The sequence below is a fragment of the Marinobacter sp. VGCF2001 genome (genome assembly GCF_049943275.1).
In the GTDB taxonomy this organism is placed as follows: Bacteria; Pseudomonadota; Gammaproteobacteria; order Pseudomonadales; family Oleiphilaceae; genus Marinobacter.
Map to the genome: position 1 here is coordinate 15,316 of NZ_JBNFVX010000015.1, position 14,302 is coordinate 29,617.

General features: G+C 58.2%; 13 protein-coding genes. 9 read left to right on the top strand and 4 right to left on the bottom strand.

Going from position 1 to position 14,302, the window contains the following annotated elements:
• Window positions 1-21: 21 nt before the first annotated feature.
• Genes ACP2AU_RS13400 through ACP2AU_RS13415 form a run of 4 tightly spaced genes read left to right on the top strand, consistent with a single transcriptional unit; the run spans window position 22 to window position 2,965 of the window.
• Complete coding sequence (locus ACP2AU_RS13400; RefSeq protein ID WP_426376710.1) at window positions 22-648, top strand: methylthioribulose 1-phosphate dehydratase; 627 nt, start codon at window positions 22-24, stop codon at window positions 646-648.
• Complete coding sequence (locus tag ACP2AU_RS13405; RefSeq protein ID WP_426376711.1) at window positions 645-1,205, top strand: 1,2-dihydroxy-3-keto-5-methylthiopentene dioxygenase; 561 nt, start codon at window positions 645-647, stop codon at window positions 1,203-1,205. The genes ACP2AU_RS13400 and ACP2AU_RS13405 overlap by 4 nt, the downstream gene beginning before the upstream one ends.
• Window positions 1,202-1,894 (top strand): acireductone synthase, encoded by a 693-nt coding sequence (gene mtnC / locus ACP2AU_RS13410; RefSeq protein ID WP_426376712.1) that lies wholly within the window; start codon window positions 1,202-1,204, stop codon window positions 1,892-1,894. The genes ACP2AU_RS13405 and mtnC overlap by 4 nt, the downstream gene beginning before the upstream one ends.
• A 9-nt stretch (window positions 1,895-1,903) precedes the next feature.
• Window positions 1,904-2,965 (top strand): DUF3080 domain-containing protein, encoded by a 1,062-nt coding sequence (locus ACP2AU_RS13415; protein ID WP_426376713.1) that lies wholly within the window; start codon window positions 1,904-1,906, stop codon window positions 2,963-2,965.
• A 2-nt stretch (window positions 2,966-2,967) separates the two neighbouring features.
• On the opposite strand, the gene ACP2AU_RS13420 is transcribed toward ACP2AU_RS13415, so the two are convergent.
• The 4 genes from ACP2AU_RS13420 to arsC are packed head-to-tail and all read right to left on the bottom strand — an operon-like array spanning window position 2,968 to window position 6,178.
• Window positions 2,968-4,773: a GspE/PulE family protein gene (locus ACP2AU_RS13420; RefSeq protein WP_426376714.1), complete on the bottom strand. Its 1,806-nt coding sequence runs from the start codon at window positions 4,771-4,773 to the stop codon at window positions 2,968-2,970.
• Window positions 4,774-4,800: 27 nt separating this feature from the next.
• On the bottom strand, window positions 4,801-5,160 hold the full coding sequence (locus tag ACP2AU_RS13425) for a DUF2069 domain-containing protein (RefSeq protein WP_426376715.1): 360 nt from the start codon (window positions 5,158-5,160) through the stop codon (window positions 4,801-4,803).
• 43 nt (window positions 5,161-5,203) lie between these two features.
• On the bottom strand, window positions 5,204-5,809 hold the full coding sequence (gene wrbA, locus ACP2AU_RS13430) for an NAD(P)H:quinone oxidoreductase (protein WP_426376716.1): 606 nt from the start codon (window positions 5,807-5,809) through the stop codon (window positions 5,204-5,206).
• A 12-nt stretch (window positions 5,810-5,821) separates the two neighbouring features.
• Window positions 5,822-6,178 (bottom strand): arsenate reductase (glutaredoxin), encoded by a 357-nt coding sequence (arsC, locus tag ACP2AU_RS13435; RefSeq protein ID WP_426376717.1) that lies wholly within the window; start codon window positions 6,176-6,178, stop codon window positions 5,822-5,824.
• 67 nt (window positions 6,179-6,245) lie between these two features.
• On the opposite strand from arsC, the gene ACP2AU_RS13440 reads away from it, so the two are divergent.
• From ACP2AU_RS13440 to ACP2AU_RS13460, 5 genes are all read left to right on the top strand, one after another.
• A complete protein-coding gene (locus ACP2AU_RS13440) occupies window positions 6,246-6,722 on the top strand; it encodes a TlpA family protein disulfide reductase (protein ID WP_426376718.1) in 477 nt (158 codons plus the stop codon).
• A 2-nt stretch (window positions 6,723-6,724) separates the two neighbouring features.
• Entirely contained in the window at window positions 6,725-10,207 is a 3,483-nt protein-coding gene (gene dnaE, locus ACP2AU_RS13445) for a DNA polymerase III subunit alpha (protein WP_426376719.1), read from the top strand.
• A 102-nt stretch (window positions 10,208-10,309) separates the two neighbouring features.
• On the top strand, window positions 10,310-11,263 hold the full coding sequence (accA, locus tag ACP2AU_RS13450; RefSeq protein ID WP_426376720.1) for an acetyl-CoA carboxylase carboxyl transferase subunit alpha: 954 nt from the start codon (window positions 10,310-10,312) through the stop codon (window positions 11,261-11,263).
• A complete protein-coding gene (tilS, locus tag ACP2AU_RS13455; RefSeq protein WP_426376721.1) occupies window positions 11,247-12,584 on the top strand; it encodes a tRNA lysidine(34) synthetase TilS in 1,338 nt (445 codons plus the stop codon). The genes accA and tilS overlap by 17 nt, the downstream gene beginning before the upstream one ends.
• An 88-nt stretch (window positions 12,585-12,672) precedes the next feature.
• A complete protein-coding gene (locus ACP2AU_RS13460; RefSeq protein ID WP_426376722.1) occupies window positions 12,673-14,301 on the top strand; it encodes a CTP synthase in 1,629 nt (542 codons plus the stop codon).
• Window position 14,302 lies beyond the last annotated feature (1 nt).

A 14,302-nucleotide genomic window follows, 5' to 3' on the forward strand; every position in this document is an offset into this window, starting at 1 on the left:
TTGCCAGATCAGAGGTTGCCTGTGTTTGATATAACCCGATATGCCACGGCGGCACAATCCATCGTAGAGGCCGGTCGCGTGCTCTATGGTCGTGGTTGGTCGCCCGCTACCAGCAGCAACTATTCGGCCCGAATCGACGCCGACCACGTGGCCATTACCGTATCGGGGCGACACAAGGGGCAGTTGGGCGCCGGCGATGTCATGGTGGTGGATCTGAACGGTCAGGCGGTACAAAGCGCCTGCCAATCCTCTGCAGAAACGCGCCTGCACACCGTGATCTACCAGCTCTATCCGGATGTTGGCGCGGTTCTCCATACGCATTCGGTCAATGCGACGGTGCTCAGCCGCCTGATCCCGGCGGGACAGGCGCTGGAACTGGAGGGCTACGAACTGCAGAAAGCCTTCAGTGGCGTGCAAACCCACGAAGGCAAGTTGATTGTGCCGGTATTCGATAACACCCAGGATATTCCGGCATTGGCTGCCGAAACCCGCGAATGGTTTGCCGAACATCCGGAACAGCCCGGCTACCTGATCCGAGGCCACGGCCTGTACACCTGGGGCCGCAGCATGGCCGATTGCCTGCGGCATATTGAAGCCTTCGAATTTCTCTTTGAATGCGAGTTGGAAACCATGAGAGTTTGCCGATGACCACCTTGAGTATTTTCCATCAGAACCAGCCGGCACAAGCCCAAACGGTTGTTACAGATCCGGAGCTGATCCGGCGCACACTGGCTGAACAGGGTGTGCATTTTGACCGCTGGACAACCCGCGACCTGCCGGCTGAGGCCAGCCAGGAAGACATTCTGCAGGCCTATGCCGATGAGGTGGCGACTCTGAAGCAGGATTGGGGGTTCGCGACCGCCGATGTGGTCAGCCTGACGGCGGATCACCCCGAGAAAGACGCACTCCGTCAGAAGTTTCTGGATGAGCATACCCACAGCGAAGATGAGGTGCGCTTCTTCGTCCGGGGCCGGGGCCTGTTCTACCTGCACTTCGGCGATCAGGTTTATGCCTTGTTGTGTGAGAAGAATGACCTGATCAGTGTTCCGGATGGAACCCGGCACTGGTTCGATATGGGGCCCGAGCCGGAATTTACCTGCATCCGGCTGTTCAGTAATCCGGATGGCTGGGTGGCCAGTTTTTCCGGTGATGACATCGCGTCCCGTCTGCCGCGTTATGAAACGCTGGCGGGAGGCGCCCGATGATTCGAGTGATCCTGGCGGACATTGAGGGCACCACCAGCTCGATTTCCTTCGTTCACGATGTGTTATTCCCCTACGCCAGAGAGCATCTGCCAGGCTTTATCCGAGCCAATCATCATACTCTGCCTGCAGTGGCCGAACAGTTAGCCCGGGTGGCAGACGTCAGCGGCACCGATCCCAAAGACATCGACGGGCTCATTGACACACTGCAGAACTGGATCGCCGAAGATCGCAAGGAAGGTTCACTCAAGATCCTTCAGGGCATGGTCTGGGAGCAGGGCTATCACAGCGGCGAGCTTAAAGGCCATATCTATCCCGATGCTGCCGATTATCTGAAGCGCTGGCATGATCGGGGGCTCAGACTTTTCGTATATTCCTCCGGGTCGGTCAAGGCTCAAAAGTTGATTTTTGGCCACAGCAACGAAGGTGACTTTACGGTTTTCTTCTCCGGCTATTTTGATACGGCAGTCGGGGGCAAGAAGGAGCCTGACTCATATCGCAATATTCTCTCGGAGCTGGGCGTTGATGCAAAGACCGTCTTGTTTCTGTCCGATGTGGAAGCGGAGCTTGAAGCCGCTGAGCAAGCCGGGCTGAAAACGGTCTGGCTGGTCAGGGAAGGCAAAATGCCCGATACCGGCCGAGTCGTGGCCAGAGATTTTTCGGAGGTGGACGCGCTGCTGCGCAAGCGATAGGAGACAGTCATGCCTGGGCGTCGTTGGTTTGTGTGGCTGGTTCCCGGCATCTGCAGCCTGGCGCTTGCCGGCTGTAATCCGTTTTCCGACGCTGAATCCATGACAGACGAGTACCTGGCGCGATTGGCCCGGGTGCTTGAAACCGCTCAGGTGGCCGAGGGTAAGCTTCCGGAGGCCTCCATTCCTCCCCGGCGTCGCGAACGCACACTGGCGTTGCCGGAGCTGGATCTCGGAATGCTCGATTTCCTGTCCCTGTACGGCTGCGAGTTGCAGTACGTGGTAGGGGAGCGTAATTCCGTGATGGGTAAGGTGATGCAGCCCATCAATCAGCTTCGCTACGAGGTTCGCTTTATTCGCGCGGCCGAGGCTTGCCTGCCCGAAGTGGACGATGAGGGGCTTACCGATGCGCTCGAGGCTGCTATTGAGAGCAAACGGGCGAGTCTGCCGCTGGCGGTCTGGAATGCGACCTGGGGAACGGAAGAGATTGAACGGCAGTTTACCCTGTCGAAAGGGTATTACCCGGTTTCAGAAACCGGCAACCCGGCCTCGGATCTCGTTCGCGACCTGGCGCGCTTGAATCTTCAGGTAGACAGCCTGCTGTCTCAGAATCTTGACGTTTCGCTCGACAATCTCGGCGAAATCCATCAACGGTGGCAGGCGGATGTGCTGGCGGGCCAGGCAATCAATAGCGCCAGGCTCTTGATCAGTACCCTGAACGCGGGCAGCCGGATACTGCAAGCCCGCCTGGAAGAACAGCCGCTTTGCCTGAATGGCCGGCCCAACAACCAGTCGGATATTGTGCAAAGTTTTTTCTTCAGTATCTATATCGGCAAAATACAGCCCTATATGAGCCAGGTCAGCCGGGCCCGGGATTCTCTGATCGAGGGGTTTGCGGAATTGGCCCGACACCAGACCACGGTCATGCCGGCGAGTTTCATGCCCTGGTACCAGCGCCACCTGGCAGCGGATGTCGATAGCAGCCTCTGGCAGCAGCTGGACCAGGCGATAGATCGGCATACCCGGCACTGGCAGGATTTACTGGCGCAGTGCGGTCTTCGCCCTGGCGCGTGACACTAACGCTGACTTTCCGGGGTAACCCGAAGAATCTCTTCCACGGTTGTCTGCCCCGATGCCACTTTCTGGGCGCCGCTGAGCCGCAGTGACTTCATGCCATCTTTGTAGGCATCCAGCCGAAGCTGCTCCAGCTCGCAGCGGTCGGTAATCTGTCGGGTCAGTTTATCTGACAGGCTCAGGATTTCGTAAACGCCAGCGCGCCCCATGTAACCGGTATTACGGCACTCCAGGCACCCCACGGGTTGGTGAAACTGATGTGGTAGTGGCGCTTTCCATGGGCGGGTGAGGGTCTGCCATGCCTGCGCATCCGGCTCAACGGGTTGCTTGCAGTGTGGACACAGGGTCCGTGCCAGCCGCTGTGCCATCACACCCAGCACGGTGGCGCGGATCAGATACGGCGGTATGCCCAGCTCCATCAGGCGGGTGATCGCGCTCGGGGCGTCATTGGTGTGCAGGGTGGATAGCACCAGGTGTCCGGTCAGCGCCGCTTGCACTGCCATTTCTGCGGTTTCCAGATCCCGGATTTCACCGATCATGATGATGTCAGGGTCCTGTCGCAGCAGCGCCCGCACGCCGTGGGCAAACGTCAGGTCGATGTTATTCTGCACCTGCATTTGATTGAATGCCGGCTCCACCATTTCAATCGGATCTTCGATCGTGCAGATATTGAGTTCGGGAGTCGCCAGTTGCTTCAGGGTGGAGTATAGGGTGGTGGTTTTGCCGGAGCCGGTTGGCCCCGTAACCAGCACAATGCCATGGGGGCGAGAGGTCATGGTATGCCAGCGTTCCCGATCTTCCTTGCCGAAGCCCAGTTGTTCGAAGGACTTGAGCAGAACCTCCGGGTCAAAGATTCGCATCACCATTTTCTCGCCGAACGCCGTTGGCATGGTGGCCAGCCGGAGTTCAACCTCGCTGTTGTCGGGCTTGCGGGTCTTGATTCGCCCATCCTGGGGGCGGCGTTTTTCGGCGACATTCAGCCGGCCGAGGATTTTCAGTCGACTGGTGACCGCAACGCCAACGTGCTCCGGAAATTCGTAGACGTTGTGCAGAACACCATCGATACGAAACCGAACCTGGGTGACGTTCCTCCGGGGTTCTATGTGAATATCGGAAGCCCGCTGGTCGAACGCGTATTGCAGTAACCAGTCAACAATCTTGACCACGTGCTGGTCGTTCGCGTCCGGGTTCTCACTGGCGCCGAGATCCAGCAACTGCTCAAAGTTCTGATTGCCCGCGCCACCAGGTGCCTGGCCGCTACTGGCTTTGCTGACCGAGCTGGCGAGCTGATAGAACTCCACGGTGTAACGCCGGATAGCTTCCGGATTGGCAACAACGCGCCGAATGTCCCGGCGTACCGCTTGCCGCAGGTTGCTCTCCCATTCCCGCTTGAACGGTTCGGAGCTGGCAATCACCACTTCGTCCGGGGTGGTCTCCACGGCGAGAATGCCATGGCGCTGGGCGAAGGCGTAAGACATCACGCGGGCTATGGCGGGGGTGTCAATTTTCAGAGGGTCTATGTGGTAATAGTCCTGGCCTCCCCAGCGGGCCAGCCAGTGGGTCAGGCGCTCAATGTCCAGAGTCCGCCCGTCACGCTGGCTGGTCAGTGCGGCAATGGCTACCAGTTCCAGCGGATGTCGCTGGGGAGTGTGGCCGCTCCCCGATGCCGCGCCCAGATTGGCGGTCAGCACTTTCTCGGCGTCTTGTTGGGTTATTTCGCCACTCTCCACCAGAGCGGAGCAGATGTCTCTCAGCGTCAGGGTGTGGCGATGGGGCGGAGCTGGCATCGTCATGGTGTTGTCAGTCATTCCGGCAAGCCATCAGGGGGAAGGCCATCAATTCGCAACCGGCCGATTGACCTTCAGGTGCACCATGGCGACGGTAAACAGCAGGAAGGTCAGAATGGTCAGGATCACCGGTCCCGCGGCGCCCTCCGACAGCCAGGCGCTGACCACGGCCTGAGTGAAATAGAAGATCAGTACGAACGCCATCCAGATATACCCGCGGTTGTGGCCACGGAAAACCGGCACTACAAAGGCCAGCAACGGCAATAGCTTGACGCTTAGCATCAGGGGGATGGAGACACCTTCGACCGGTGCCGGCCAGAAGGTGGTGACCAGCAAAGTGGCGAGCACGGCCAGGTAAAGTGCGGTAGTCAGGCGTGCTGTGTTTCTGGCTTTGTCGTTGTGAAGCATAGAGCGGTCCGCTTGAGTGGGTGTTGGTGGGGAGCGGCCAGTGTCAGTTGGCCAGTTTCAGCGCCAGTCGTGCGAGACGCTCTCCGAAAGCCTGGCACAGGGCTTTCTCATGCTCGCTCAGAGTTTTTTGTTCGCCGGTCCCGGCCCAGTGGGAGGGGCCATACGGGGTGCCTCCCGTGGTGGTCTCATTCAAGGCATTTTCGGAGTAAGGCAGGCCGCACAATACCATGCCGTGGTGCAGTAGCGGCATCATCATGGTCATCAGCGTTGTTTCCTGGCCACCGTGGAGGCTGCCGGTGGAGGTAAAAGCCCCGGCGGGTTTGCCGGTCAGTTTGCCGTTGATCCACAGGTCGCCGGTTCCATCCAGAAAATGTTTGAGAGGCGCTGCCATGTTGCCGAATCGGGTCGGGCTACCCAGTGCAAGGCCGACGGAATTGGCCAGGTCGTCCTTGCTGGCGTAGGGCGCTCCGGACTCCGGCACGGCTGGTAAGCTGACCTCGGTGTCCGGGGAGACCGGCGGAACCGTGCGAATTTTTGCCTCAATGCCAGCAACCCGGGCAACGCCGCGACCGATATGGTTCGCCATTTCGGCAGTCTGGCCGCTGCGGCTGTAATAGAGCACCAGCAGGTAGGGAGTTGATTCGCTCATAAATGGCCCCGGTTATTCAATAATAGTCAGTACGTTTTCCGGTGGCCGGCCGATCACGGCCTTACCGTTGGCCACCACGATCGGGCGCTCGATCAGCTTGGGCGTTCTTACCATAGCCTCAACCAGGGCTTCGCTGCTCAGATTCTCGTTGTCCAGGGCCTGTTCACGGTACTCCGGCTCCTTGGTTCGCATTATGTCGCGGGGCTGGCAACCGAGCAGGTCAAGAATGTGTAGAAGTTCCTGCTCTGTCGGTGGCGTCTCAAGGTAGCGTATAATCTCCGGTTCAATGCCTTTTTGCTGCAACAACTCCAGGGTCTGACGGGATTTTGAACACCTCGGGTTATGGAAAATGTGGGGAGCTTCTGTCATGGTCCTTGCCGTTTAACCTATTGATTGCAGACTTTGTGTGGGCAGTAGTCTAACAGGAGGAATACCCTTGCAGTACCCTCAGTCCGGGCTCTTTTATCATGGCGGTCGCCGTTTGGCATTGCCGGCATTCATACTGATGCTGTTGGCGTTTTCAGGCTGTCAAAAGATTGAACTGGAACGGGCCGGCGGCACCCCGACCAACTGGGATAAATACCGGGGGCAATGGGTGCTGGTGAACTATTGGGCGGAATGGTGCAAGCCGTGCCTGGAGGAAATCCCCGAGCTGAACGAACTCGACAAGGCGCCGGATATTGCCGTTCTCGGTGTCAATTTTGATGGCATCTCGGGAGAACCTCTGGTGAAACTGGGAGAGCGCATGGGCATCGAATTCACCATGCTGGGCGCAGACCCCGGGCCGGATTTTGGCTGGCAAGCGCCAATGGCATTACCGGCAACCTTCGTGGTAGATCCGGAAGGCACGCTGATCGAGGCCCGGTTCGGGCCACAGACTGAAGAAGACATCCGGGCACTGATTGGCGAATGACCATGACAGATACTTTTGTACACCTACGCGTTCACTCGGAATATTCCATGGTGGATGGCTTGGTCAGGGTCAAGCCTTTGATCAGCCGCGTCGCGGAACTGGGAATGCCTGCGGTCGGCCTGACCGAACAGTCCAATATGTGTTCCCTGGTGCGTTTCTACAAAGCCTCCATGGGGGCGGGCGTGAAACCCATTATTGGGGCCGATCTCTGGCTGGAGAACCCGGACGAGCCGGAAACCCCTTTCCGCTTGACGTTGCTCGCCCGCGATAACGATGGTTACCTGAACCTCACCGAAATTATTTCGTTGGGGTATACCCATGGCCAGAGGTATGGCAAGCCGATTATCCAGAGAGCCTGGCTGGAATCCCGTGCCAATGGATTAATTGTTCTGTCCGGCGCGAAAATGGGGGATGTCGGCAAGGCTCTGCTGGCCGGCAAGCCAGAACTGGCCAGGGAGCGGGCCGATTACTGGATGCGCCTCTACCCCGGAAGTTATTACCTGGAATTGCAGCGGACCGGTCGGGCCGGCGACGAAGACTGTCTGCACATGAGTGTGGCACTGGCTGCCGAGCTGGAGTTGCCGGTGGTTGCCACCAACGATGTGCACTTTCTTGATGCCGATGATTTCGAAGCCCATGAGGCCCGGGTCTGCATCGGTGAAAGCCGGACCCTGGACGACCCCAGGCGGGATCGCCGGTTCAGTGACCAGCAGTACCTGCGCAGTGCCGGGGAAATGGTCGAGCTGTTCTCGGACATTCCCGAGGCCGTGGAAAACACCGTCGAGATTGCCCGGCGCTGCTCGGTGAAGGTCCGGATGGGCGAGTACTTCCTGCCGAACTATCCGATCCCGGATGGTATGACCATGGATGAATATTTTCGGAAGGTGTCGGAAGAGGGCCTGGAAGACCGGCTCGCTAAAACTCTGAGCAAAGACGACCCGGAATACGACGCCAAGCGCGAAGCCTATTACAAGCGCCTGAATTTTGAGCTCGATATCATTATCCAGATGGGGTTCCCGGGCTACTTCCTGATCGTTATGGACTTCATCAAGTGGGCCAAGAACAACGGCGTCCCGGTGGGACCTGGCCGGGGTTCCGGTGCCGGCTCGCTGGTGGCTTACGCGCAGCTGATTACCGACCTGGACCCACTGGAATACGATCTGCTCTTCGAGCGCTTTCTGAACCCTGAGCGGGTATCCATGCCCGACTTCGACGTCGACTTCTGTATGGAAGGCCGGGATCGGGTTATTGAATACACGGCTCAGAAGTACGGCCGTGAAGCGGTGTCGCAGATCATCACCTTCGGTACCATGGCCGCCAAGGCGGTAGTGCGCGACGTTGCCCGGGTGCAGGGTAAATCCTATGGCTTGGCGGACAAGCTGTCGAAGCTGATCCCATTTGAAGTGGGCATGACCCTGGAAAAGGCCATCGAGCAGGAACCCCAGCTGAAAGACTTCCTCGAAAGCGATGAGGAAGCCCAGGAAATCTGGGAGATGGCGCTGAAACTCGAGGGTGTTTGCCGTAACGCCGGTAAACACGCCGGTGGTGTGGTGATCGCACCCACCAAAATCACCGACTTCTCACCATTGTACTGCGATGATGAGGGTGGCAGTTTGGTGACGCAGTTCGATAAGGGCGACGTGGAAGACGCCGGCCTGGTCAAGTTCGACTTCCTGGGGCTGCGTACGCTCACCATCATCAAGTGGGCGCTGAACATGATCAATCCGCGCCGGCAACAGCGCGGTTTGACGGAACTGGACATCAACGAGATTCCGCTCGACGATGCTCCCTCCTTCGAGATGCTCAAGAAGGCTGAGACCACCGCGGTATTCCAGCTGGAATCCCGTGGCATGAAGGATCTTATCCGGCGGTTGCAGCCGGATTCCCTGGAAGACATGATCGCCCTGGTGGCACTGTTCCGGCCCGGTCCTCTGCAGTCGGGCATGGTAGACGACTTTATTGACCGTAAGCACGGTCGCCAGCCGATGTCCTTCCCGCACCCGGATTATCAATATGCTGGCCTGAAGCCGGTTCTGGAGCCGACCTACGGGGTTATCCTGTATCAGGAACAGGTTATGCAGATTGCCCAGGTGATGGCGGGATACAGCCTGGGTAACGCCGATATGCTGCGCCGGGCAATGGGCAAGAAAAAGCCCGAGGAAATGGCCAAACAGAAGCAGTTCTTTCTGGATGGCTGCCAACAGAACGGCATCGACACCACTCTGGCGGAAAACATCTTCGACCTGGTGGAAAAATTTGCCGGCTACGGTTTCAATAAGTCGCACTCGGCGGCTTATGCGCTGGTGTCCTATCAGACGCTCTGGCTGAAAGCGCATTATCCTGCCGAGTTCATGGCGGCGGTGCTCACCGCGGATATGCAAAACACCGACAAGGTGGTCACGCTGGTGGAAGAATGCCGGAGCATGAAACTGGATTTGCTCGTGCCGGATGTCAGCCGCTCGTCTTACGCCTTCACGGTGAATGATGATGGCCAGATTGTGTATGGCCTTGGCGCCATCAAAGGGTTGGGTGAAGGGCCCATTGAAAGTGTCGTAGAGGCAGCCAAGGACGGACCGTTTCAGGACATATTCGATTTTTGTCGTCGCGTAGACCTTAAAAAAGTGAACAAGCGAGCCATGGAAGCTCTGATTCGTTCCGGTGCCATGGATAAGCTGGGGGCGGATCGGGCCCGGTTAATGGCAAGTATCGACAAAGCCATTCAACAGGCAGGCCAGCAGTCCCGCAATGACGCCGCCGGCATGGTCGATATGTTCGGGGAAATGCTCGAAAGTGGTGGCGATGACAACGACGCCTACGCCGATGTCGCCCACGTTCGGGAATGGCCTGAAAAACAGCGTCTCAAAGGCGAGAAGGACACGCTGGGTCTGTATTTGACCGGCCACCCCTTCGACGAATACGAGCGGGAAGTCCGTCGGTTTGTGCGCTGTTCCATCGCCGACCTGAAGCCTAATAAGTCGCCCCAGCGGGTGGCTGGCCTGGTGGTGGCCCAGCGAACCATGAAGACCCGCACCGGTTCCACTATGTGTTTCATTACCCTGGATGACCGCAGTGCCCGGATTGAGGCGACCCTGTTTTCGGAGGCGTTTTTCGAGAACCGGGAATTGCTGCAATCCGATCAGGTGATCGTTGTTGAAGGGCAGGTCAGCCATGACGACTACTCGGGGCAGATGAAAATGCGGGTCAGTAGCGTGATGGACGTGGCCACCGCGCGCCAGCAGTTCAGTCGCGGTATTAAACTGGCATTGCACTCAGAGCAGTTGCAGAATGGTTTTCTTGAGCAATTGGACAATACGCTGAGACCCTTCAGAAGCGAGGGCAGTCCGGTGTGGATTGAGTATTGCAGCCCGGAAGCCAGTACCCGCATCGAGCTGGGTGAAGCCTGGCGGGTACAGCCAGACGACACCCTGCTGTTCGAGCTGAAACATCTGATGGGCGACCAGTGTGTGGAACTGGTCTATGATTAAGACCAATGTCCGCTTTAGTCGTGCCGGCAGCGCTGCTATCTTTGTCCCAAATTCTGGTTTTGGCGGGCTTTGGCCCGCCTGGCAATAAAATGATGGATCATCATGAACCCTAATTACCTGGATTTCGAACAGCCGATCGCCGACCTCGAAGCCAAGATTGAAGAGCTTCGAATGGTCGGAAATGACACCGACATAAACATTACTGATGAAATCAGCCGCCTGAAAAAAAAGAGCGTCAGTCTCACCGAGTCGATCTTCTCAGATCTGAAGTCTTGGGATATTGCCCGTCTGGCGCGGCATCCGCGTCGGCCTTACACCCAGGATTACATTGACCTGATGTTTGAAGATTTCGACGAGTTGCACGGCGATCGTCGTTATGCGGATGACCTGTCGATTATCGGAGGCACGGCCCGCCTGGATAACAAGCCGGTGATGATTATCGGCCACCAGAAAGGGCGGGAAGTTCGCGACAAGGTCAAGCGAAACTTCGGTATGCCGCGCCCTGAAGGTTACCGTAAGGCGTTGCGTCTGATGGAGATGGCCGAGCGCTTCAATATGCCGATACTGACGTTCATCGATACGCCGGGCGCCTACCCGGGAATCGGTGCCGAGGAGCGGGGGCAGAGTGAAGCCATCGCGTTCAATCTGGCGGTCATGTCCAGATTGAAAACGCCGATTATTTCCACCGTCATCGGTGAAGGTGGTTCTGGTGGAGCGCTGGCGATTGGTGTCTGTGACCAGTTGAATATGCTGCAGTATTCCACCTACGCCGTGATTTCCCCGGAAGGCTGTGCTTCCATTCTCTGGAAAAGTGCCGAATACGCGGCCCAGGCCGCCGAGGCCATGGGGGTGACGGCAGATCGTCTGAAAGAACTCGGTGTTGCTGATCACGTGATCGATGAGCCGTTGGGTGGTGCGCACCGGAATCCGGCCACCATGGCCGAGACCCTCAAGCAAACGCTTTCCCAGGGGATCGACGAGCTAAGCCGTCTGCCGCTGGAAGAGCTGGTGTCTCGCCGGTACGAGCGCCTTACCCGCTATGATGGCGGGCGGTAACGCCGCTCGCCGGGACAGCTGGCCCGACGATTTGCTCGGGCCGGTTCAAAACCTTCCCGCCAGTCATCGAATCTGGGTGGCCCTGAGTGGTGGCCTGGACTCGTCTCTGCTTCTGCGAATTGCCGCTGCGGTCCATCCGGCGGTCACGGCCTTGCATATCAACCATCAGTTACAGGCAAATCACCAGGAAACCGAGCGTCATTGCCGGGCGGTTTGCGAGCAGCTGGCTATTCCGCTTGAGGTGCGACGGGTATCGGTCGACGTTGCTTCCGGTGGTATTGAGGATGCGGCAAGAGCGGCGCGCTATCAGGTGTTCCGGGAAATGCTGGCCGCGGACGATCTCTTGTTGATGGCGCATCATGCGGACGATCAGGCAGAAACCGTGCTGTTCAGGATGCTGCGCGGTACCGGGTTGAAAGGTCTGGCCGGAATGCCTGCCTCCCGGCCGCTCGGGTTCGGCCATCTTTACCGGCCCTGGCTCGGGGTATCCCGTGCCCGTTTGCATCAGGTGGCCAGTGAGCGAAATATGGAGTGGGTGGAAGACCCCAGTAATCAGAGCGAAACGCACGATAGAAATTTCCTGCGACACTCGATTATGCCGGGCCTCAAGCGCCGCTGGCCCGGGCTGCTGAAGCGTATGGCTCATACCGCGAGAGCCTGCGCTGAAAGTGAAATTCTTAACCAGCGGCTGGCGGAATTGCAGTGGCAGACCTGTGGTGATGCACAAGGCCGTATTCGGCTGGCTGAGTTTGCAGCCTTGGCGCCGCTTGAGCGTCGCAATCTGGCGCGCTGGTGGATCGCCCGGAACAACCTGCCGGTGCCGGCTTTATCTGATTGGGACGCCGTACTGGGTCAGTTGATTGAAGCGGGGCCAGATCGTACACCAATGCTCCCGGGAGCCGGCTTTCAAGTTCGGCGCTATCGCGATCATCTATATCTGGTGCCGGAGTGTCAGTGTCCGGGCGAGCCCCGGGTCCTGGCGGCGGGCAAAAAAATGCGCTGGGGATGGTGGACCCTGCAATTGTTGCCAGAGCCGACGTCTCCCCAGCAGGAACAGGTCCCTCCGGAAATAAGGGTATCTACGAGGCAGGGGGGAGAGCGCGTGAAATTTTCAGCTGATCGGCCCTCGAAGGCACTGAAGACCTGGCTGCAGGAAAAGGCGGTGCCGCCCTGGGAAAGAGCCGCACTACCGCTGGTTTCAGAGGTCTCCCAGGGTAGGGAAGAGTACATCGCGATTGGCGATTTGTGGTGTTCTGACCGATACTCCGGAGGCGCCCATGCCGCCGGCTGGCGGCTGATTGTGGAGCGGGATTTTGATTGAGTAGAGAGGGGCTTTCTGGTAGTCTGGCGTCCCATCTTGAGATGAACAATCTCCCTCCTTCACCGAACCAGATAATCACGGAATCTGCATGACGCGTTATATTTTCGTCACCGGCGGTGTCGTGTCCTCCTTGGGGAAAGGTATTGCGTCTGCCTCACTGGCAGCCATCCTCGAGGCACGCGGCCTGAAGGTCACCATCCTCAAGCTGGACCCGTACATCAACGTGGACCCCGGCACCATGAGCCCGTTCCAGCACGGTGAGGTTTTTGTCACCGAAGACGGCGCGGAAACCGACCTTGATCTCGGCCATTATGAGCGTTTTATCCGCACGCCCATGAGCAAGCGCAACAACTTCACCACCGGCCGGGTGTATGAGGAAGTTATTCGCAAAGAGCGTCGTGGTGATTACCTCGGCGGTACCGTACAGGTTATCCCTCACATCACCGACGAGATCAAACGCCGGGTCGTGGAAGGTGCTGCTGGCGCAGACGTTGCGCTGATCGAAATCGGTGGCACCGTGGGCGATATCGAGTCCCTGCCGTTCCTCGAGGCCTGCCGCCAGTTGAAAGTGGAAGTCGGCCCTCAGCGCGCCTTGTTCATGCATCTGACCCTGGTGCCGTACATTGCCACTGCAGGCGAGATCAAGACCAAGCCGACCCAGCATTCGGTGAAGGAAATGCGTTCTATCGGCCTGCAGCCTGATATTCTGCTGTGCCGTTCAGAGCATGAAGTGGACGCCAGTTCCCGCCGCAAGATTGCGTTGTTCACCAACGTGGAAGAGCGCGCAGTTATCCCTCTGCAAGACGCCAAGTCCATCTATGCCATTCCGCGCATGCTTTACGAGCATGGCCTGGATCAGTTGGTGATTGACCGCTTCAATCTGGATGCCCGGGAAGCCGATCTCGGCGAATGGGATGCGGTTGTCGATGCGCTGATGAATCCGCAGCAGGAAGTCACCATCGCCATGGTCGGCAAGTACATGGAATTGCTCGAAGCGTATAAATCGCTGATCGAGTCGCTACTCCATGCCGGCATCAAGACCCTCACCAAGGTTAATATCAAGTACATCGACTCCGAAGACATCGAGCGCGACGGAACGGGTGTACTGGAATCCGCCGACGCCATTCTGGTGCCGGGCGGTTTCGGCGAGCGCGGTGTGGAAGGCAAGATTCGCACGGTCCAGTATGCACGGGAAAACAAGGTTCCTTATCTGGGAATCTGTCTGGGTATGCAGGTGGCGGTGATCGAATACGCCCGTAACGTGGCCGGCCTGAAAGATGCCCACAGCACCGAGTTCCGCGAGCACACGCCGGAGCCGGTGGTTGGCCTGATCACCGAATGGCTCGATGCCACCGGTGAGAAAGAAGAGCGCACCGAAGAGTCCGATCTGGGCGGCACCATGCGCCTGGGCGCCCAGGATTGCGTGCTGGCCGAAGGTTCTACCATTGTTGGCTGTTATGGTCGTAAAACCATCCGGGAACGCCATCGTCATCGTTATGAAGTGAACAACCATTTCCTGCGTAACCTCGAGGAAGCCGGGCTGCAAATTTCCGGTCGATCCGCCGATGGCAAGCTGGTGGAAGTGGTTGAGGCGCCGGATCATCCCTGGTTCGTGGCGTGTCAGTTCCATCCGGAATTTACGTCCACACCGCGTGATGGCCACCCATTGTTCAAAGGCTTTGTTGAAGCCGCTCTGGCCAAAAAGAAAGGATCCTGAT